The sequence below is a fragment of the Parabacteroides sp. PF5-6 genome (assembly GCF_029504695.1).
GTDB lineage: Bacteria > Bacteroidota > Bacteroidia > Bacteroidales > Tannerellaceae > QVMG01.
On record NZ_JAQFIN010000002.1, the window covers coordinates 239,369 to 258,133 of the forward strand.

Annotated in this window: 20 protein-coding genes, 1 tRNA gene and 1 pseudogene; 8 read left to right on the forward strand and 14 right to left on the reverse strand. The window is 47.3% G+C overall.

Features of this window, described 5'->3' with window-relative positions; genetic code table 11:
• The first annotated feature begins 118 nt into the window (after positions 1 to 118).
• Positions 119 to 1,549, forward strand: a complete 1,431-nt coding sequence (gene asnS, locus M2133_RS03055; protein WP_277464497.1) for an asparagine--tRNA ligase — start codon at positions 119 to 121, stop codon at positions 1,547 to 1,549.
• A 194-nt stretch (positions 1,550 to 1,743) separates the two neighbouring features.
• Here the strand turns inward: asnS and M2133_RS03060 are convergent, their stop codons facing one another.
• Positions 1,744 to 2,220: an Lrp/AsnC ligand binding domain-containing protein gene (locus M2133_RS03060; protein WP_277464498.1), complete on the reverse strand. Its 477-nt coding sequence runs from the start codon at positions 2,218 to 2,220 to the stop codon at positions 1,744 to 1,746.
• A gap of 191 nt (positions 2,221 to 2,411) precedes the next feature.
• Between M2133_RS03060 and M2133_RS03065 the strand changes: the two genes are divergently transcribed.
• Positions 2,412 to 2,954, forward strand: coding sequence for a GNAT family N-acetyltransferase (locus M2133_RS03065; RefSeq protein ID WP_277464499.1), 543 nt, complete (start codon positions 2,412 to 2,414; stop codon positions 2,952 to 2,954).
• Between the two features lie 235 nt (positions 2,955 to 3,189).
• Here M2133_RS03065 and M2133_RS03070 read toward each other — a convergent pair whose 3' ends face one another.
• From M2133_RS03070 to M2133_RS03105, 8 genes are all read right to left on the reverse strand, one after another.
• Positions 3,190 to 3,657 carry a biopolymer transporter ExbD gene (locus M2133_RS03070; RefSeq protein WP_277464500.1) on the reverse strand — a complete coding sequence of 156 codons (468 nt, stop codon included), beginning with the start codon at positions 3,655 to 3,657 and terminating at the stop codon, positions 3,190 to 3,192.
• A 2-nt stretch (positions 3,658 to 3,659) separates the two neighbouring features.
• On the reverse strand, positions 3,660 to 4,244 hold the full coding sequence (locus M2133_RS03075; RefSeq protein ID WP_277464501.1) for a biopolymer transporter ExbD: 585 nt from the start codon (positions 4,242 to 4,244) through the stop codon (positions 3,660 to 3,662).
• Positions 4,245 to 4,257: 13 nt separating this feature from the next.
• Positions 4,258 to 4,734: a hypothetical protein gene (locus tag M2133_RS03080; protein ID WP_277464502.1), complete on the reverse strand. Its 477-nt coding sequence runs from the start codon at positions 4,732 to 4,734 to the stop codon at positions 4,258 to 4,260.
• 9 nt (positions 4,735 to 4,743) lie between these two features.
• Positions 4,744 to 5,475 carry a MotA/TolQ/ExbB proton channel family protein gene (locus M2133_RS03085; RefSeq protein WP_277464503.1) on the reverse strand — a complete coding sequence of 244 codons (732 nt, stop codon included), beginning with the start codon at positions 5,473 to 5,475 and terminating at the stop codon, positions 4,744 to 4,746.
• Between the two features lie 86 nt (positions 5,476 to 5,561).
• Positions 5,562 to 5,649 (reverse strand) — tRNA-Ser (locus M2133_RS03090).
• Positions 5,650 to 5,794: 145 nt separating this feature from the next.
• The gene (locus M2133_RS03095; protein ID WP_277464504.1) at positions 5,795 to 6,580 is read right to left on the reverse strand and encodes a TatD family hydrolase; all 786 of its coding nucleotides are present in this window, start codon (positions 6,578 to 6,580) and stop codon (positions 5,795 to 5,797) included.
• Between the two features lie 3 nt (positions 6,581 to 6,583).
• Entirely contained in the window at positions 6,584 to 7,558 is a 975-nt protein-coding gene (locus M2133_RS03100; protein WP_277464505.1) for a polyprenyl synthetase family protein, read from the reverse strand.
• A gap of 103 nt (positions 7,559 to 7,661) precedes the next feature.
• Entirely contained in the window at positions 7,662 to 8,354 is a 693-nt protein-coding gene (locus M2133_RS03105; protein ID WP_277464506.1) for an energy transducer TonB, read from the reverse strand.
• Positions 8,355 to 8,631: 277 nt separating this feature from the next.
• Here M2133_RS03105 and porQ point away from each other — a divergent pair, with 277 nt between their 5' ends.
• The 4 genes from porQ (at position 8,632) to pfkA (ending at position 13,224) form a co-directional block, all read left to right on the forward strand.
• Positions 8,632 to 9,627, forward strand: coding sequence for a type IX secretion system protein PorQ (gene porQ, locus M2133_RS03110; protein ID WP_277464507.1), 996 nt, complete (start codon positions 8,632 to 8,634; stop codon positions 9,625 to 9,627).
• A gap of 946 nt (positions 9,628 to 10,573) precedes the next feature.
• On the forward strand, positions 10,574 to 11,266 hold the full coding sequence (gene cmk / locus M2133_RS03115) for a (d)CMP kinase (protein ID WP_277464508.1): 693 nt from the start codon (positions 10,574 to 10,576) through the stop codon (positions 11,264 to 11,266).
• Positions 11,260 to 12,144 carry a 4-hydroxy-3-methylbut-2-enyl diphosphate reductase gene (locus tag M2133_RS03120; RefSeq protein WP_277464722.1) on the forward strand — a complete coding sequence of 295 codons (885 nt, stop codon included), beginning with the start codon at positions 11,260 to 11,262 and terminating at the stop codon, positions 12,142 to 12,144. The genes cmk and M2133_RS03120 overlap by 7 nt, the downstream gene beginning before the upstream one ends.
• A 99-nt stretch (positions 12,145 to 12,243) precedes the next feature.
• Positions 12,244 to 13,224 (forward strand): 6-phosphofructokinase, encoded by a 981-nt coding sequence (gene pfkA / locus M2133_RS03125; protein WP_277464509.1) that lies wholly within the window; start codon positions 12,244 to 12,246, stop codon positions 13,222 to 13,224.
• Positions 13,225 to 13,238: 14 nt separating this feature from the next.
• On the opposite strand, the gene M2133_RS03130 is transcribed toward pfkA, so the two are convergent.
• The gene (locus tag M2133_RS03130) at positions 13,239 to 13,610 is read right to left on the reverse strand and encodes a hypothetical protein (protein ID WP_277464510.1); all 372 of its coding nucleotides are present in this window, start codon (positions 13,608 to 13,610) and stop codon (positions 13,239 to 13,241) included.
• On the reverse strand, positions 13,610 to 14,167 hold the full coding sequence (locus M2133_RS03135) for an RNA polymerase sigma factor (RefSeq protein WP_277464723.1): 558 nt from the start codon (positions 14,165 to 14,167) through the stop codon (positions 13,610 to 13,612). Before M2133_RS03135 ends, M2133_RS03130 begins: the two co-directional genes overlap by 1 nt.
• Positions 14,168 to 14,316: 149 nt before the next feature.
• Here M2133_RS03135 and M2133_RS03140 point away from each other — a divergent pair, with 149 nt between their 5' ends.
• Entirely contained in the window at positions 14,317 to 14,724 is a 408-nt protein-coding gene (locus M2133_RS03140; protein ID WP_277464511.1) for a DUF6249 domain-containing protein, read from the forward strand.
• Between the two features lie 83 nt (positions 14,725 to 14,807).
• On the opposite strand, the gene M2133_RS03145 is transcribed toward M2133_RS03140, so the two are convergent.
• Positions 14,808 to 15,449 (reverse strand): carbohydrate-binding family 9-like protein, encoded by a 642-nt coding sequence (locus M2133_RS03145; protein ID WP_277464725.1) that lies wholly within the window; start codon positions 15,447 to 15,449, stop codon positions 14,808 to 14,810.
• 48 nt (positions 15,450 to 15,497) lie between these two features.
• Positions 15,498 to 16,124: pseudogene (locus M2133_RS03150) on the reverse strand (LysE family transporter); the annotation flags it as partial.
• 164 nt (positions 16,125 to 16,288) lie between these two features.
• On the opposite strand from M2133_RS03150, the gene M2133_RS03155 reads away from it, so the two are divergent.
• Positions 16,289 to 16,960 carry a TonB-dependent receptor plug domain-containing protein gene (locus M2133_RS03155; RefSeq protein WP_277464512.1) on the forward strand — a complete coding sequence of 224 codons (672 nt, stop codon included), beginning with the start codon at positions 16,289 to 16,291 and terminating at the stop codon, positions 16,958 to 16,960.
• 34 nt (positions 16,961 to 16,994) lie between these two features.
• Here the strand turns inward: M2133_RS03155 and M2133_RS03160 are convergent, their stop codons facing one another.
• Positions 16,995 to 18,524: an arylsulfatase gene (locus M2133_RS03160; RefSeq protein ID WP_277464513.1), complete on the reverse strand. Its 1,530-nt coding sequence runs from the start codon at positions 18,522 to 18,524 to the stop codon at positions 16,995 to 16,997.
• Positions 18,525 to 18,765 lie beyond the last annotated feature (241 nt).

The window sequence follows — 18,765 nt, forward strand, 5'->3', positions numbered from 1 at the left end:
ACAGGAGAGGGGGACCGCCGCTTGCGGTGGTGGAGAGGTTGTCTTGGTCTTAAAATATCTTTAGCCTTTTTAGCCTCCCCTTCGGGGGAGGTTGGAGGGGCTTTTAAATAATAATAAAATGGAAACAATTAGTAGAACAAAAATTGTAGATGTACTGCAAAGTGAAGCTTTCGGTACGACCGTGAATGTGAAAGGATGGGTGAGAACCCGCAGAGGTAGTAAACAAGTCAATTTTATTGCGCTGAATGACGGATCTACAATCAATAATGTTCAGATTGTTGTCGACGTGGATAAGTTTGGCGAAGAGTATCTCAAACCGATTACGACCGGAGCCTGTATCAATGTGAACGGACTGTTGGTGCAATCGCAGGGACAGGGACAGAACGCCGAGATACAAGCGACGGAGATCGAGATCTACGGGACGGCCGATCCGGCAACTTATCCGTTGCAGAAGAAAGGACACTCGGTGGAATTCCTGCGTGAGATCGCGCATCTGCGGCCGCGCACGAACGCGTTCAGCGCCGTGTTCCGCATCCGCCATCACATGGCGATCGCGATCCATAAATTCTTTCACGAAAGAGGATTCTTTTATTTCCATACCCCGATCATTACGGGCTCCGACTGTGAAGGCGCCGGGCAGATGTTTCAGGTGACTACCCTGAATCCCAATAACCCCGCGCGTACGGAAGACGGAGATATTGATTATGCGCAGGATTTCTTCGGCAAAGAGACCAGCCTGACCGTATCCGGGCAGTTGGAAGGCGAACTGGCGGCAATGGCCTTGGGCGCGATCTATACGTTCGGCCCGACATTCCGTGCCGAAAACTCCAATACGCCCCGTCACCTGGCCGAGTTCTGGATGATCGAACCGGAAGTGGCGTTCAACGAGATTACGGAAAATATGCAACTGGCGGAAGACTTTATCAAATACTGTCTCCAATGGGCTTTAGATAATTGCATGGATGATATTCAGTTCCTCAACGGGGCACGGAAGCATCTCTACAAAAACGAGGATATGGACGATCTGGTCGAGCGCCTGCGCTTTGTCCTGGATAATGAATTCATCCGCCTGACCTATACCGCGGGGATCGAGATCCTGGAAAAGGCAGTGGCCGACGGGCATAAGTTCGAATTCCCGGTCTACTGGGGTGCCGACCTGGCTTCGGAACACGAACGGTATCTGGTGGAGAACCATTTCAAATGTCCGGTGATCCTGACCGACTATCCGAAAGAAATCAAATCGTTCTACATGAAGCAGAACGACGACGGGAAGACCGTGCGCGCGATGGATGTCTTGTTCCCGAAGATCGGCGAGATTATCGGCGGTTCGCAGCGTGAGGAAGATTTCGATAAACTGCAACGACGTGCCGATGAGATGGGTGTGCCCGTGAAAGATATCTGGTGGTACCTGGATACACGCCGGTTCGGTACGGCTCCGCACTCCGGATTCGGACTGGGCTTCGAGCGTTTATTGCTCTTCGTGACCGGTATGGCGAATATTCGGGATGTTATACCATTCCCACGTACACCGAACAACGCCGAGTTCTAAGAAGATATCCTAAAAATAGCCATCTACTGCGTTGCTTCGTTTCAGTCTTTCAGTCACGTACGAAAGTACGCTCCTTCGGCCTGCAACTCAGGCGCCTTGTATCTGACTACTTTTAGAACATCTTCCGGGACTAAGAATATAAAAGAGGCGACTCCATCAGGGGTCGCCTCTTTTTATTCTTCAGTCTTCATTCCTCATTCTTCATTTTCATTAAAGTCAATCGGGATCTGCCGTTTGAAGGCTTCTCTAAAGGAGATGAGGGATTCGGTACGGGCCAATCCGAGCGGTTGCAGCTTCTGATGAATGATCTTCAAGAGATGCTGGTTGTTCTTGGCGTAGATCTTGATAAAGAGGTCGTACTGGCCGGTGGTGTAATGGCATTCTACGACCTCGGGGATCTCTTTCAAGGCCTCCGTGACGGTCGTAAACTGTCCGGGCGACTGCAGGAACAAACCCATATAGGCACAGGTCTCAAAGCCTACCTTCGTATTGTCGACAATAAACTCGGAGCCTTTGATCACCCCCATGGTGGTTAATTTCTGTATGCGTTGGTGGATCGCCGCGCCGGAGACATTACATTCGCGTGCGACCTCAAGAAATGGCATACGGGCATTGCCAATGATAAGCTTCAGGATTTTTTCATCCAATTCGTCCAGTTGATGTTGTGCCATATCAATTATATATTTATTCTATTTTCGTTCTTTTTCTTTCAGATCTGTATGCAAAAATAGGAAATATCTTATAATCAACCTATAACCACGGCTTGTTTATGGAAAATTATAAGTTCGCGCAAATCGGAGATTTCTTTGGAGTCGTTAAAATTCAGTATCTTCACGTTAAATTTGAATGGAATTACAGAAATATGAAGCAGAAAATAGAGTGCTTGCCTGTGGCGAGCCAAACGGATCCCCTGTTGGAGCGGGTAGAGCAAACCTATGTCAATTCTTTTCCCCCGGGCGAGCGCAGGGACTTCGCTTTGGTGCGCGATTTGATGGTGACGGAGGTGTTTCAGGTGTATGTCCTGTTGCGCGAGGCACAGTATGCCGGATTTATTACCGCGTGGCAATGGCATGATTTTATGTATGTAGAACATTTTGCGATCGATGAGTCGGCACGCAACGGGGGAATTGGCCGGGAGGCGCTGACGCTATTTCTCGAGCGCCTGCCTGTGCCCGTTGTATTGGAGGTGGAAATGCCTACCGACGAGATGAGTCGCCGCCGTATCGGCTTTTATCAGCGCTTAGGCTTTGTCCTGGATGAACATGCCTACCGGCAACCGCCTTATCGTCCGGGTGAATCCTGGCTCGATATGCGCTTGATGACGTATGGGAATCTGGATCTCAAGAAGGAGTTCGAGACCATCAAACAACGGATCTACCGGCAGGTTTACGGTATGAATGCATAAGAAACGGGCTGTCGATCTGCTCTGTTCGGCAGCCTTTCCTGAAAAGTGCCCTTCTTTTCGCAAAAAGTGCCCTTCTTTTTGTCAAAAGTGCCCTTGAATTCCTCCAATTCTGCCCATGAATTTCACAATTCCTGCCCATGAATTTTCCCATTTCTGCCCTTCTTTTTAGGGGATATGACAATAAAAAAAGGCGGTTTCGAGTAGAAACCGCCTTTTCTGTGATATGTTAATCGAACTAGTTCACCCGAGGTTGGGCAGAGTAGCTGATCTTAAGTGCGTAAGCTTCACGAAGTGCTTGTTTGATGTCCGTGATAATACCCATCGGGGTTTCCCTGTCGGCCTTAATCGATACGGTCATAAACGGAGCGTCTTCTTCTTTCATACTTGACTTTTCCTGAGCGATGTAATCCTGGATTTCAGAAACTTCAGCAAACTGGTCGTTCAATTGGATACGGGTTGAAGTACCCATCTGTGCACGGAATTCCTGCATCGGTTCCCCTACATAGATAAATGTAACCAATGATTTCTTCTCCAGCTTTTGGAGTTCAGTTGCCTGAGGAGCTCTGAAAACAACTTTCAGCGTTACCTCACGCATGGTAGTTACCATCATGATAAAGAACAGGAAAGCAAATACCAAGTCAGGCAATGACGATGTATTCAGTTCGGGCATCTCACGGCCACCCGCTTTATTAAATTTTCCCATTCTTATTTACCTCCATAATTTTTAGGCTCAGCTTCAGAGATCTTCTGCGGATAAATCATTTGAACAGCTTTTTGTTGTTCTTCATCTATATCCATGAATGCTTTACCGAATTTCTTTTTAGCCATTTCATCCCTAAGTTCATTGTAAACTGAAGCCAGTTCATTCTGAACATTGATATAAGCCTGATATTCCGTACCCCGGTCATTTTGCAATGAGATCAGGTGGTGTTTGGTCACCAGCATGGTGCCATAGTAAGGAACATCTACTTCTACCTTTTCGGGTTTACTCTCATCGTTGTAAGGATTCTCTACGAACTCTCTTACTATCCCTTTCAGGTCTTTCAGCTCAACATATTGACCATTAGCAAGGATCTGATTCGAGCTATTGATAAGCACAACCATCAGATTTCTCTTTTTAATGTCAACGTCTTCCTTTTTCTGATCTTTGGGAACCGGTTGAGGCAATCGTCTTGCCAAACCGCGGTCAGTATCCATTGAAGAGGTCAACAGGAAGAAAAGGAGCAACATGAAAGCGATGTCGGCAGAAGAAGTCGCGTTAACCGCTGGTGCTTTTCTTTTTTTACCCATATTGCTTTTCTTTTTACTTGTCTAAGATCTTTTTAATACTGCCGGCGACAATAGCCAGAATAACCAATCCGGTCAGGATGTAGGTGGAATGCAACCACATATCCGTCATCTTCAACCAGAAAGGTGTATTGAATACTTGCGCATCTGTGTTCAAGATATTCAAAGGAGTGGAATCGCCTAATGTATAGGTAATGAATAACAAACCAAAAAATAACACAATAACGATCAGCCCCATCATGCCACCTTTCGGATTGTTCTTGAAGGAGGATGCGAATTGATAGATACCCAACACTACAGTTGATAATGCTGTGAGCCCAAACAGGACGTATTGCCAGTAAATTAATGTATCTACATGTTTGGGATACCACATTTCTCCCTTATAAGGTTCGTTGTCTCCTCCGAAGAAGAACAATCCTAATACAACCACAGTAATGATTGAACAAAGGACCAGAACCCAGCCTGAGAATTTTCTTATTTTAGTTACAGCCATAATCTCTTATTATTTTTTGAATTTTACATAATATTTGATCGCTGTATCAACTAATGTAATAGAAGCATCTTCCATTTTATTTAAAATACCTTCCAGTTTACTTAACAGATAGTTATAAAATACCTGAAGGATCAATGCAACGATCAAACCGAATACAGTTGTAATCAAAGCCACTTTCATACCACCGGCAACAACCGTCGGGCTGATATCACCCACTTGTTCGATTTTGTCGAATGCCATGATCATCCCTACTACTGTTCCCATGAACCCTAATGAAGGAGACATTGCGATAAATAATGTGATCCAAGATAAGTTCTTTTCAAGCAAACCGCTTTGTACACCACCATAAGAAACGATTGATTTTTCTACGATGTCGATACCTTGGTCAAGTCTCATCAAACCTTGGTAAGCAATAGAAGCGATCGGACCTCTTGTGTCGCGAGCGATTGCTTTTGCACCTTCTACATCCCCTTTTTCCAATGCTTCGTCGATACCCTGCAATAATTTGGTCGGATCAATATCAGCCAAATTCAGATAGATGATTCTTTCCAGACAGAAAGCCAAACCAAGGACTAAAGCGACAGATACCAAACTCATAAAGTTGGCACTACCTTCGATAAAGTATCTTTTTAATTCCTGATGAAAACCACCTTCAATTACAGCTTCCTGCGCGAATGCTACGGTAGTAGAGGTTCCAAGGGCGCACAAACCCAAGAATGCTTTTGCAAATAACTTTTTCATTGTGTGTTCAATTTTTAAGATTAATAATTCTCTTTTTATTTTATTTGTTTATTACTAATTGTCTCTTTTTTTGCCTGGCGCCAAAGCGGAGAGAGCGGGATTCGAACCCGCGATACACTTTAGGCGTATACACGCTTTCCAGGCGTGCCTCTTCAACCACTCGAGCATCTCTCCAAGGACTCTCTTCTCTCTTAAAACGAGCGCAAATTACAAATTTTTTCGTATTTGCAAACGTTTCAGCGCACAAATCTAAAGTTTTTAACCGACATAAACCTAATATCCGGCAAATAAAATCCTGAATATATCGTAAAAAATACAACTATGCATTCCAATTCATGTTACTAAACAGTTTTAGCGCGTTTTTCCGCGTCGTTTCAACTGTCTCCTCCAAGGATAAATGGTAGCTCTCTGCCACTTTTTCCGCCGTTTTCCAGAGGTAAACCGGGTTGTTTCTCTTCCCCCGATAGGGGACAGGCGCCAGGTATGGGGCGTCGGTTTCCAACAGGATCTTTTCGATCGACGTGTGCTGAATCGTTTCCGCCAGTTTGGAGTTTTTAAACGTGATCACTCCGTTTATCCCGATCATGAAATTGGGGAGTTTCTCGATTTCTTTCAGGTCGTCCACTGTCCCGCCGAAGCTATGGAAAACACCGGTCAGATTCTGCGGATCCACCTTATGAATACTGTCGAATACTTCCGGAAAGGCATCGCGTGTATGGATGGCCACCGGCAGATGCATCTCCAGGCTCCAGCGCAATTGTTCTTCGAATACGATCTTTTGCTCGCGTATCCATGTTTTATCCCAATAGAGATCGATGCCGATCTCTCCGATCGCGATATATGGACGAACGGATAGACAGGATTCGATTGTTTTCAGCCGTTCGACATAGTCTCCCTTGACACTGGTCGGATGCAATCCCATCATCGGATAGGCATAGTCGGGGTATTTATCGCATAACTGATGCATCCGGTCGATCGTCTCCGTATCTACATTCGGAAGCAACAGGGCTTCGATGCCCGATGCCCGCGCTTCTGCGATCAAGGCGTCCTGCTCCGGGTCGAAATCGTCCAGGTATAGATGGCAATGGGTGTCGATCAGTCTCATCGTTTAGAGTTTGCGGTACATCAGTTTATTGCATACTTCTTTCAGAATGTCCAAACGTTCTGCCGGAGCCTTTAAGGCATCCAGATGCTGCAGTCCGGTGGCATAATATTCTTTCATCTTTGCCTCTGTCAGGCTGCGTATGTTCAACTCATTATATATATGGGTGAATATGGCGATCTTTTCGTCGGCGTCGAACTCTTCTTGGGCAATCCAGTTCGACAGGATCTCCCGTTGATTTTCCGATGCCCGCTCAAGGGCGTTGATCAACAGGAATGTTTTTTTGTTGACCGTGATGTCTCCCCCGATGTTCTTTCCGAAGGTCTTGGTATCTCCATATACATCCAACAGGTCGTCCTGCAGTTGGAAGGCCAGACCGATATTGATCCCGAAATCATAAAGGTGTTGGGCGTCCTGCGCCGAAGCGCCACCCAGGATCGCTCCGGATTTCAGGCAGCAGGCCAGAAGCACGGCTGTTTTCAGGCGGATCATCTCCAAGTATTCCGCTTCGGTGACATGGGTGCGGTTTTCGAACTCCATATCGTATTGCTGGCCGCAACAGATCTCGAGCGCCGTTTGGGTGAAGAGATCGAAGATTGCTTTCAGGTAGGCGGGGTCGGTCTGCCCGATCAGTTGATAGGCGATGATCAGCATGGCATCGCCTGATAGTATGGCCGTATTGGCATCCCATACCTTATGGACCGTGGGTTTGTTGCGCCGCTTATCGGCCTCGTCCATCAGGTCGTCGTGCAAGAGCGTGAAGTTATGGAATACTTCCATGCCCAGGGCCGGCTTTATGCTCTTTTCTATGTTGTCATTGTAGATGTTGCAGGCCATCAATGCCAAAGCTGGCCGTATGCGTTTCCCGCCTAAGGAGAGGATATACTCTATCGGATCAAAAAGACCTTTGGGGGGATAGTCTAAAGGGATGTTTTTTATTTCTGTTTCTACTTCTTGCAGGATTTCTTCGAAAGATAACATGGTAATTACGAATTATGAATTATGAATTATGATCGCTTAGCGGAGCGTAAAGCAATAAAAAAAGGCTGCACATAGCAGCCTTTTTATTTATGTGTCGATGAGATTACTGTAATCTGAACTGTACCGGAACCGTATATTTCACACGTACCGGTTTACCGCGCTGTTCACCCGGAGCCCATTTCGGCAGCGTACCGATCACGCGCAAAGCTTCTTTGTCTAATGACGGGTCAACCCCACGAACCACTTCTGCATCTACTACAGAACCGTCCCGGTTAACAACGAAAGAAACAACTACACGTCCCTGGATACCATTTTCCTGTGCAATAACCGGATATTTGATCTGCGTACTGATATATTTCAGCAATGCAGCGTCTCCTCCCGGGAATTGAGGCATCTTTTCTACTACCGTAAAGATATGGTTTTCAGCTTCCTCTTCTTCTTCCACTACGGCCGGTGCTACGTATTGTTGTACCTGAGCACTTGAAGCATCGTCTTCAGTAGTCAGGATTTCCTGTTGTTCCAGCTCAACGTCGTCTTCAACAACATTCAGCTCTTCTGCAATAACAGGAGCAGGGGGTGGTGGGGGAGGCGGAGGCGTGTCGTCCGGCCTTGTTATCTCGATTTCTTCCTCTACGATGATGTCGGCAACGCCTTCACTCGCAGTCACTACCTGGACGTCGTAGGATCCCCATTCGAATCCGACAAAAAGGGCAGCCATTGCAATAACCAATCCCATCAGGATGCTCATTGTCTTGGTTCCTTCCAAGTCCGCTTTTGGTGATTTTTTAATTTCCATACTTTCTAATTATATTTAAAATAAAAATGTGTTCTTCGTGTTCTTCAAAAGGCAAAAATAGAAAATAATCAAGATATTCGGAAATCTTCGTAGAAAAAACACCTGTTTTTAAGTATTTTTTTTCGTACGAAAGAAAAAAGCAAGGCTTAATATACCTTTTTCGTGTTTTTCACGTTTCTGAATATGTGAATGTCTCTTCCGTTTTCGCTTTAGCGGGCGTAAAGTAAAGACATTTTTTTCGAATTAATATATCTTTGTAGTGTTTTTCTTGAAAAATATGAGAAATAAAATATATCTGCTTTTCCTGTTGTTTATCCCGTTGACGCTTGTGGCGCAGGACGATGATCATGTCTTTCGTTTTCTTCGTTTCCCCACATCCGCCCGGGCAAACGCTTTGGGTGGGCATACGGTTGCGTTGATCGAGCGCGACCCTTCCCTCGTCTTTCATAACCCGGGACTGCTGGGTGGAGAGATGGACGGTATGGTCAACCTGAACTATATGAATTATATCTCGGATATCAATGTCGGGAGCGCACTCTATACCAAAGCGCATAAGGAACGGGGAGCCTGGGGAATCGGTGCTACCTTTATTAATTATGGTAATATAAAAGAATACCTGCCCGAGAATATTGCGGTGGGCGACTTTACGGCGAACGACGTCGGCCTGCAGGGTTTCTATGCTTACGACCTGTCGAACCGCTGGCGCGGTGGGGTGACGATGAAATTTCTCTATTCGAGTTTCGCCGAGTTCTCTTCGTTCGGATTAGCCGTCGATGCGGGACTCAGTTATTATAATGAAGAAAAAGCCTTCTCTTTCGGTTTCACCCTGAAGAATATGGGGGCACAACTCAAGACGTACGACGACGAGCGTTACCCTTTGCCCTGGGATATTCAATTGGGTATAACCAAAAAGATGAACCATGCCCCGATCCGCTTATCCCTGACGGCGATGTATCTGAACCGTTGGAAGTTCGATACCATCGACCAGACCGGAGCGGCCGATAAGGATAGTTTCTTTCAGACCTTTGCCAAGCACCTGGTCATCGGGGTCGATTTTGTTCCCTCCGAGAACTTTTGGGTCGGCCTGGGATTCAACCCCAAACGAAACATGGACCTGAAAGTAGAAAACGGGAATAAATTGGGAGGCTTCTCCGCCGGTGCCGGAGTAAAAATAAAGATGTTTGATGTCGGCGTCTCCGTCGCCAAATACCACCCCTCCGCCATGGCTATGATGGTCAGCATCTCCACTACACTTTCCGATTTCCGCCCGTAAGAAGAGACGATTTGAAACCCGCCAGACCCCCCTTTTTCAAACTACCAGTACTTTGCGCACAAACTACTAATACTTTGTCGACAAACTACCGGTAGTTTGCGCGCAAACTACCGGTAGTTTCCGAAGAAAATATTAATGCTTCATTTTCAGTGGTTTATAAACACACAAAATTTATTCGCATCGAAGAGAATGTGAAGATTTTCTTCGGTAGTTAGTAGTTGGTAGTTAGTAGTTGGTAGGCGCGGAGCGGTGAATAGAAGGAAATGTGAAGATGCAGGATAATAGCAAGTGAACTATCCAGGCTCCCCTTCTTAGAAAAGAAGGGGGTGGACCAGAGCCGTAGGCGATGGTGGGGTAGTTTGATCCTAATTTTGTATGAGATAGGTATTTATCATTTGTCAGAAGATCAAACTGCTCCACCACGGCAAGCCGTGGTCCCCCTCTTCTTGTCTAAGAAGAGGAGCCTGGATACTGATATCGTAAATCTTCACATCTCAAACTATTGAAAAGCGCGCCACGCGCGTGAAATAGTAGGCATAAAAAAAATCAGAAACCATCTCCCGACGCCTTCTGATTGTAACCGTTTTTTAAAAATTACTCTATCTTGATTGCAAGTAATATTGACAAAAGAATAAAAAATTATTCTTTGTACACGCACCTTCACAGGAACCTGCACTTATAGGGTTTGCAATCGTATACCTTTTATTATTTAACGATTCTGTTATATCATCTTTTTTTGCGAAAGTAATATTTAGGGCAAATAAGGATCTATTTTTTTGCGAGAGCAAATATAGACTGTGTAAATAATAAAGCTGTTCATAATTGTGACGATTGTTTTCATGTATTTGAATGTGCAGTGTTTTTTTTTTCGGATATGGCTCTCTTTTTGCCGGTTTGGATGGTATTGCCTGATTCGTTACTTTTGCAAAGGACAAAGAAAAATCAAATGAAACGAATAACAATAGCGATAGACGGACATTCTTCGAGTGGGAAAAGCACGATGGCGAAAGATCTGGCACGGGAGATTGGTTATACCTATATCGATTCGGGTGCGATGTACCGGGCGGTGACTCTTTATGCTTTGCAGCAAGGATTGTTTGCCGGTGATGCATTGGATGAGGAACAGCTCGAGCAGCAGATCGACCGGATACGGATCAGTTTCCGGTTAAACCCCGAGACCGGCCGGCCGGATACGTATCTGAATGGCGAAAAGGTGGAGAAAGAGATCCGCGGGATGGAGGTGGCCAATCGGGTGAGCCGCATTGCGACCCTGGGTTTTGTGCGTCGCGCGATGGTCGCCCAGCAACAGGAGATGGGGCGCGACAAAGGGGTCGTGATGGACGGACGGGATATCGGAACGGTGGTCTTTCCGGATGCGGAACTGAAGATTTTCGTGACCGCATCGCCCGAGATCAGGGCCCAGCGGCGCGTCGACGAGTTGAAAGCGAAAGGGCAGCCTGCCTCTTACGCCGATGTGTTGGAAAATGTGCTGAGCCGCGACCATATCGACTCGACCCGCGAAGAGAGTCCGCTCCGGCAGGCCGACGATGCCCGGGTGCTGGACAATTCGGATATGACCGTCGAAGAGCAGAAAGCGTTGCTTTTGCAGTGGTACAACGAAAGAGTAAACAGATGCTGAGCGTAGAGATCGATAACGATTCCGGTTTTTGCTTTGGTGTGGTGACGGCTATCGAGAGTGCCGAGCGGGAGCTGAAAGAGACGGATACGCTGTATTGTCTGGGGGATATCGTGCACAATAACTTAGAAGTGGAGCGGCTACGATCGCAAGGACTGCGGACCATCGAGCATAAAGATCTGGCAGATTTGAAAGGGAAGAAAGTCCTGCTACGCGCTCATGGCGAGCCGCCTTCTACTTATCTGACGGCAAAAGAAAACCAGATCACGATCGTGGATGCCACCTGCCCGGTGGTGCTGCGCCTGCAGCGACGGATCCATAAATGTTATGAAGAAACCCGGTCGAAGCAGACCCAGCTGGTTATTTACGGCAAGAAAGGCCATGCGGAAGTCAATGGCCTGGTGGGCCAGACCGACGGCACGGCGATTGTGATCGAGAAGATCGAGGATCTGGACCGTCTGGATTTCAACCGGGATATTATTCTCTTCTCGCAGACGACCAAGTCCCTGGATGGTTTCCGTGAAATTGTCGAAGAGATCGAACGACGCCGGTCCGAGCATACTCGTTTTGATTATTACGATACGATCTGCCGGCAGGTGGCCAATCGTCTGCCGCATATTAAAGGCTTCGCCTCCCGTCACGACTGGGTGTATTTCGTTGCTGGCAAGAAAAGCTCGAATGGGCGGGTATTGTTCGAAGAATGCCTGAAGGCCAATCCCCATACCTTTTTTATCTCTGAAGCCAAAGAAATCAATACACCTCTGCCTGTTGGTATTGAGCGGGTAGGCGTTTGCGGCGCTACTTCGACCCCTAAATGGCTGATGGAAGAAGTGGCCGGGCGGATTCGGGAGATAAACACCGTACCAGCCGCTGGTTTATAATGTGACAATACTGTTACAAAAGAAGAACTTTTGCCCCTCGGCGAATCTACTCTCAACTATAAATCGTATTTTTGCTGCGTCATAATAAACCTTTATACGATGACTATGGTAAAGTGTATTGGCATTTTAACCTCCGGAGGTGATGCACCCGGAATGAACGCTGCCATCCGCGCGGTCACTCGAACCGCCTTGTTTAGAGGGATAGCAGTCAAGGGTATCTATCGTGGATACAAAGGCTTGATCACGAATGAAATAGAAGACTTCAATAATCAAAGTGTAAGTAATATAATCCAAAGGGGCGGTACGATCCTGAAGACCGCGCGCAGCGAAGAATTCCGTACACCGGAAGGTCGGAAGACAGCGTATGATCGTTTGATGGAACATGGCATCGACGCCTTGGTTACGATCGGCGGCGACGGGACGCTTACCGGCGCCCGCATCTTTGCGCAGGAATATAATTATCCGATTGTCGGCCTGCCCGGAACAATCGACAATGACCTCTACGGCACGGATACCACGATCGGTTTCGATACGGCATTGAACACCATCATGGAGTGTGTCGACAAGATCCGCGATACTGCAACCTCGCACGATCGCCTGTTCTTTATCGAGGTGATGGGGCGTGAGGCCGGCTTCCTGGCCTTGAACGGAGCGATCGCTTCCGGAGCAGAAGCCGCTATTGTTCCTGAAATATCGATGGAGAAAGACCAGTTGGCGGAAATGATCGAGACGGGCTTCCGGAAATCAAAGAGTAGCAGTATCGTTCTGGTGACCGAAGGTGATATTACCGGCGGAGCCATGGGCATTGCCGAACGCATGAAGATAGAGTACCCCCAGTTTGATGTACGGGTTTCGATCCTGGGGCACCTGCAACGCGGGGGATCTCCCACGGCGCAGGACCGTATCCTGGCTACCCGCATGGGCGTTGCCGCTATCGATGCCATTCAGGACGATCAGCGCAATGTGATGATTGGTGTGCAAAACGACAATATCGTCTATGTGCCTTTCTCCAAAGCAATCAAGAATATCAAAAAGATCAATCCGGATCTGATCAATACGTTGGAGACGGTTTCGCATTAAGCGACCGTAACCTCTCAGTGTATTATCATATCATCTTTATGTTTGGCCCGGTATCTCTTCCGGAAATAATGATCGGCAAAGAGTAAGAGGCCGGCGAGCCCGGCGATGTAGAGGTAGAAGGGGATCGTTTGCATCGCTTCCATAGAGATATCGATAGAGATTTTGGGTATGCCCAGGCGGATCACGGCCAATACCCCCAGGGTGAGTATCACCAATGAGGCAATGATCAGGGCAGCCCACGACAGGCGTTCGTTGCGCTTCTTCACCCGCAGGGCTTCTTCCTGTATCTGTTGCATGAGCTGCATCCGGAAATCAACGGGTAGCGGCTCCACCGGCAACTGACGGAATAAGCCTTGCAGATAATCTTCTTCTCTATTTGTATTCATTACTTCTCCTCCATTTCTTTTAATAAGACAAACAACTTTTTCCGGATACGAAACAGCTTGGTTTTGACATTTGAAACCGTGAGTCCGGTGATCTCCACCAGGTCGTCGATCGTCTTTTCCTGCATATAATATAATAAAATCATACCTCGTTCATCGGGCGATAGGCGTCCGATTGCTTTTTCCAGTTGCTCGATCTGCTCCGAAGGGTCTGTTTGTCCCATCATCCGGGCGACTTCTTCTTCGGATACATTATTGATCGTCGACTCTTCGATGGCCAGGTATTCCATTCTGCGTCTCCGGGTAGCCGAGATGGCCGTGTTGTAAGCGATCCGGTAGATCCAGGTGGAAAAGCTGCTATCTCCCTTGAACGAAGCAATGTTTTTGTACACCTTCATAAATACATCCTGCGTCAGCTCTTCCGCATCTTCCCGGCTGCATACGACCTTCAGGATCAAGGAATGAACCTGGCGGCTGTATTTGTCGAGTAGGCAAGCGAAACAACTCAGATCACCTTCCTGTATTCGTTTCACATAATATAGATCGGTATACAACTCCATTTGTTTATATGGACGCATGCCAGGCGGACTGGTTACACCTAACCGGAACAAAAATAAAAATATTTTTTATCGAAAGAGTGTAACCGATGGAAAACTATTGCGTCAAAAGAGCAAACGAAATCAATTACTCATTTAAAAACGTATAGATTATGATGGATTTTATTCTTATCCCATTAGTCGTTGGTATTATCACCGCAGGGATTTACGGTTTATTCGAATTGTTTGCCCGCCGCAAAGAACGTCTGGCTATTATTGAAAAGATCGGCGATCGATTGGAGGCTTCTGCCTTCGAAGGCAAATTGGGGCTGCCGAGTTATATGCGCAATTTCTCTTTCAGCGCGTTGAAGATCGGCAGTATGATGGCCGGTATCGGACTGGGATTGTTGGTGGCTTTCTTTATCAGCCTGGGTGTCGAAAATAATGGAGGGATGCCCAGCAATGGTTGGGGGCACCGGGAGTATGCCAGTGTGGTGTATGGTGCGTCTGTCTTATTGTTCGGCGGGATTGGTTTGTTGGTTGCTTTTGTGGTGGAGATGAATTTGGCGAAGAAGAAATAAGAGTTTAGGTCATTTAGGTCATTTAGGTCTTTTAAGTCGTAAAAGACCTAAATGACCTAAATGACCTAAAAGACCTAAAACTCCTAAAACCAAATCTCCCCAAAATACTCCGGCCGATGGAAATCCGGCTGTTCAGTCCCAATCGGGCTCCAGCTTACAAAGTGAGGATATTCCGTATCATCGGCGCATTTATAGAAGTTGCCCAAGATCTTCTCCGGCAGATTCTCCGGATCCAATCCCATCACCGAGAAAGGAATGCTGACGATCAATTCCCAGGAGTGGATGCCTTTTTTCTCTGTGAAAGTTTTCTTCTCCAGCGAAGAGTAACGGCGGATCGACTGATATTCTTCCGGTGTAATGGATTCACTCTCGGCACGCGACTGCCGGCGGGAAGCATCACAACAACCGATGCAATTGAATTCAAAATTGATATACCCGCTCTCATTCTCTTTCTTCATAAAGAACTCCACGCAACTGTCGGTATAGACCGGCGAACCGTCTTTCTCGTATAATGCTTTCAGCGAATTTCCCCGGACAAAGTAACGGATATACAGGTTCTTGTCCGTGCGGGCAATATCGAAGGCTACAACAGGTTTGTAAGGATATATTTCCCAATTGATTACTTCAATGTACTCTCGCCGGGCTTTGTTCTCCATAATGAGGCCGACGGAAGATAAATCCAACACATCGAGTGTCGGTAGATAAGGAACTTTGAGCTTTTTCATTTGACTGATTGATTTTGAATTACTGACATTAAATACAGAAGCAGTAGCCGAAGGAACGATGGCGGAGACAAAGCCAATCACGGAAACCGCGAGAATGATACCTCCCACCACCCGGTTCATCAACCAAAGACCTCTGATATTAAACCATTTTCTCATTTTAGATACAATATATGTTATGATTAACCACCAAAGAATGGCACCGATCCCAACCGACACGACGCCGCCCAGAATCATCCCGGCGGAATATTCGGCGCGGACAAACCCGAAACGGGCATATAGCGCGATATAAAGGAATACGATTAAAACATTGCTGAAGGTCAGAATAAAGGCGGAGATGAAATCCTGCGCATACGAGATCTTGCGGATCGCTTTCTGTTTCCGGAGCTGACGGGTCGGATTCGAACGGAAGATATAAAAACCGAATATGGCCAGAATACCGCTGCCGAACAGCTGGAGGAAGGTCTGGTTGGACTCCACGAAATTGACAACAAAACCGATCGCCAACCCCGTAAGTGCGGCATAAAATACATCCGATAAGGCCGCGCCTAACCCGGAAACAAAGCCATGCCAGCGCCCTTTGTATAGTGTACGCCGGATGATGAGCATCCCGATAGGGCCCATAGGAGCCGAAACCAATACACCTATCAATAATCCTTTTACAATTAATTCTACCATTTAGCGAAGGGCCTTCTGTTCCGAAAGGGCAAAGATACGGTCATTTGCATTCATTCTTTGATAAAAAAGGTGAAATCTTAAAAAAACAGCTCCCCGCAATAGATATTGAAATAGATTCTCTATATTTGACAAGTTGTGTTTCACCCTGTAAATCTACGATGTATATGAAAAAGAGTTTATACCTATTTGCCCTGTTGTTGATCGTATCCGGTTTGTCGGCCCAACAGTCGACGATGAGCCTGACCGGAGTCGTTCAGACCCCCAAAGGCGAGCCGCTCAAGAAAGTGGTCATTGCCGTGTTGAATAATACGCAATCGACGAAGACCAATAAGAATGGGGAGTTCGTATTGAAAAGAGTGCAGGCAGACGACCAGATTGAAGTCATCATCGAAAAGAAACGGGTGGCGGTCTTCCCGTTGAATGGCAATCAGCGGGTACGGATCGATGTCCTGGATAGCCGGATCCGTGTCTTGACGGAAGAGGGCCGAGATGAGATGTATGTATTAAACGCGGTTCCGCAGAAAGCGCAGCGTCGGGCGGGCGTCATCACGGCCGAGATGATTGCGAAAAGCAGTGTCACTTCATTGACTGAGGTCATCCGCCAGTTTATGCCTAACGTGCCGTTTATCGACGGAGCGCCTTGCTTCCGGGGGGCATCCTCATTCTACGCCAGTAATGCTGCGCTGGTCGTTGTCGATGGAGTAGAAATGGAATATAGTTCCGCCGAAGGTGCGATCAACGTGCACGATATCGCGACGGTCGAAGCCAATAAGAGTGGCGCCGGTTATGGCGTACGGGGTGCGAACGGCGTGATTATTATTACCACCAAACATTAAGGGGAGGTTTCCCCTTAACGCTTGTTTTCTTTGTTTACCGCGATCGTTCCGATTCCAGGATCTCTTGGAATTGCTTGACAATCTCCGGATGGTGCAACGCCAGATTTTCTTTCTCCCCGATGTCTTTGTGGAGATTGTAGAGTTGTTCTTCTTTGTGATTACCCAGCTCCGTGTTGGTCAATCGGTTATATGCCGCTCCGTTGCTCGGGGCGATATATTTCCATTCGCCGTTTGAGACCGAGAGAGAGCCGGCTTGCTCGACAATATATTCCCGTCCTTTCCGGTCTTTCCCCAATAGTGTGTTTAACTGGTCGCGACTATCCGGTGCGCTTCCTGCCGGAATATCCTGCCCGATCAGTTTGCATAATGAGGCGAACAGGTCGATTTGCGAAACCAAAGCATCGGATACGGCCTGTTTCACCTGGGCCGGCCAGCTTACCACAAACGGCACCCGGGTGCCAGCTTCAAAGATACTGTACTTTCCCCCGCGAAAGGGTCCCCAGGGACGATGATCACCCAACAATTCAACAGCCTGATCCTGATAACCGTCGTCCACTACCGGGCCGTTATCGCTGGAAAGAATGATCAGGGTATTCTCAGCTATGCCCTGTTTCTCCAATGCCGTCATGATTTGTCCCACGCTCCAGTCGAATTCCAGGATCGCATCACCACGCGGACCCATGCCGCTCTTCCCCGCAAAACGCGGATGAGGGACGCGGGGCACATGGATATCATTGGTTGCAAAGTAGAGGAAGAACGGTCGATCGTGATGTTCCTCGATAAACTTCACGGCGTTACGCGTGATGCTGTCGGCTATATTCTCATCGACCCATAAGGCCTGTTTGCCTCCTTTCATATAGCCGATGCGGGAAACGCCGTTGACGATCGCCTGGTCGTGCCCGTGATTCAGGCTGGGTTTCAATACATAGAGCATTTCGGGATGGTCTTTGCCCAGCGGTTCACCGGGAAAGGGTTCTTTGTAGCTGACGGCAATCGGATCGTTCGGATCCAGGTTTACGACCCGTTGGTTTTCCACATAGACACAGGGCACACGGTCGCCTGTCGCCGCCATGATATACGAGTAGTCAAAGCCGATATCGGTCGGCCCCGGTGTGATAAAACCGTTCCAATCCTGCGATCCCTGCGTATCCCCCAGTCCCAGATGCCATTTGCCTACGGCTCCGGTCGCGTAACCTGCCTGGCGAAACATATCGGCAATCGTGGTTTGCTCCGGGCGGATCACCATGCCGGCATCCCCTGTCGCAATGCCCGTATCATTCCTTCTCCAGGCATACTGCCCGGTCAGGAGCGAATAGCGCGACGGTGTACTGGTTGCCGCCACGGCGTGTGCATCCGTAAAACGAACCCCGCTTTTCGCCAGCCGGTCTACATTCGGCGTATGGATCGTCGGTTCTCCATTGCAACTCAAATCCCCATAACCGATATCATCGGCCAGGATAATGATCACATTCGGATTACTTTTTTCTTCACTCTGCTGCTTAGCCGTGCCGGAGCAAGAAACCAAAAGAGTAGTCCCCAACCCCCATACCATCGTTTTTTTCATACGCTTCTTAAATTGATCCACCAAAATAAGACCTTATTTACTAATAAAGCAAATAATCAGCCTACGGATTCGCTCCGATTCCCCCTCGATTTTCTCCCTGGTTTTTCCGATAATTATAAGAGGCTGTATTTGAGCCTGTTCGCAGGAGTATTTGTTTGTTGATAACCGTCAACACATTTGTTGACAATTATCAACAAGTAAATACTCCTAGAAAAAGAAAAAATAGTCCCGCCAATTTGGA

Bases quoted from the DNA above. Each gene is read 5' to 3' on its own strand.
- asnS (WP_277464497.1), top strand. From the start codon at position 119: ATGGAAACAATTAGTAGAACAAAAATTGTAGATGTACTGCAAAGTGAA.
- M2133_RS03060 (WP_277464498.1), bottom strand. From the start codon at position 2,220: ATGGCACAACATCAACTGGACGAATTGGATGAAAAAATCCTGAAGCTT.
- M2133_RS03065 (WP_277464499.1), top strand. From the start codon at position 2,412: ATGAAGCAGAAAATAGAGTGCTTGCCTGTGGCGAGCCAAACGGATCCC.
- M2133_RS03070 (WP_277464500.1), bottom strand. From the start codon at position 3,657: ATGGGAAAATTTAATAAAGCGGGTGGCCGTGAGATGCCCGAACTGAAT.
- M2133_RS03075 (WP_277464501.1), bottom strand. From the start codon at position 4,244: ATGGGTAAAAAAAGAAAAGCACCAGCGGTTAACGCGACTTCTTCTGCC.
- M2133_RS03080 (WP_277464502.1), bottom strand. From the start codon at position 4,734: ATGGCTGTAACTAAAATAAGAAAATTCTCAGGCTGGGTTCTGGTCCTT.
- M2133_RS03085 (WP_277464503.1), bottom strand. From the start codon at position 5,475: ATGAAAAAGTTATTTGCAAAAGCATTCTTGGGTTTGTGCGCCCTTGGA.
- M2133_RS03095 (WP_277464504.1), bottom strand. From the start codon at position 6,580: ATGAGACTGATCGACACCCATTGCCATCTATACCTGGACGATTTCGAC.
- M2133_RS03100 (WP_277464505.1), bottom strand. From the start codon at position 7,558: ATGTTATCTTTCGAAGAAATCCTGCAAGAAGTAGAAACAGAAATAAAA.
- M2133_RS03105 (WP_277464506.1), bottom strand. From the start codon at position 8,354: ATGGAAATTAAAAAATCACCAAAAGCGGACTTGGAAGGAACCAAGACA.
- porQ (WP_277464507.1), top strand. From the start codon at position 8,632: ATGAGAAATAAAATATATCTGCTTTTCCTGTTGTTTATCCCGTTGACG.
- cmk (WP_277464508.1), top strand. From the start codon at position 10,574: ATGAAACGAATAACAATAGCGATAGACGGACATTCTTCGAGTGGGAAA.
- M2133_RS03120 (WP_277464722.1), top strand. From the start codon at position 11,260: ATGCTGAGCGTAGAGATCGATAACGATTCCGGTTTTTGCTTTGGTGTG.
- pfkA (WP_277464509.1), top strand. From the start codon at position 12,244: ATGACTATGGTAAAGTGTATTGGCATTTTAACCTCCGGAGGTGATGCA.
- M2133_RS03130 (WP_277464510.1), bottom strand. From the start codon at position 13,610: ATGAATACAAATAGAGAAGAAGATTATCTGCAAGGCTTATTCCGTCAG.
- M2133_RS03135 (WP_277464723.1), bottom strand. From the start codon at position 14,167: ATGGAGTTGTATACCGATCTATATTATGTGAAACGAATACAGGAAGGT.
- M2133_RS03140 (WP_277464511.1), top strand. From the start codon at position 14,317: ATGATGGATTTTATTCTTATCCCATTAGTCGTTGGTATTATCACCGCA.
- M2133_RS03145 (WP_277464725.1), bottom strand. From the start codon at position 15,449: ATGAAAAAGCTCAAAGTTCCTTATCTACCGACACTCGATGTGTTGGAT.
- M2133_RS03155 (WP_277464512.1), top strand. From the start codon at position 16,289: ATGAAAAAGAGTTTATACCTATTTGCCCTGTTGTTGATCGTATCCGGT.
- M2133_RS03160 (WP_277464513.1), bottom strand. From the start codon at position 18,524: ATGAAAAAAACGATGGTATGGGGGTTGGGGACTACTCTTTTGGTTTCT.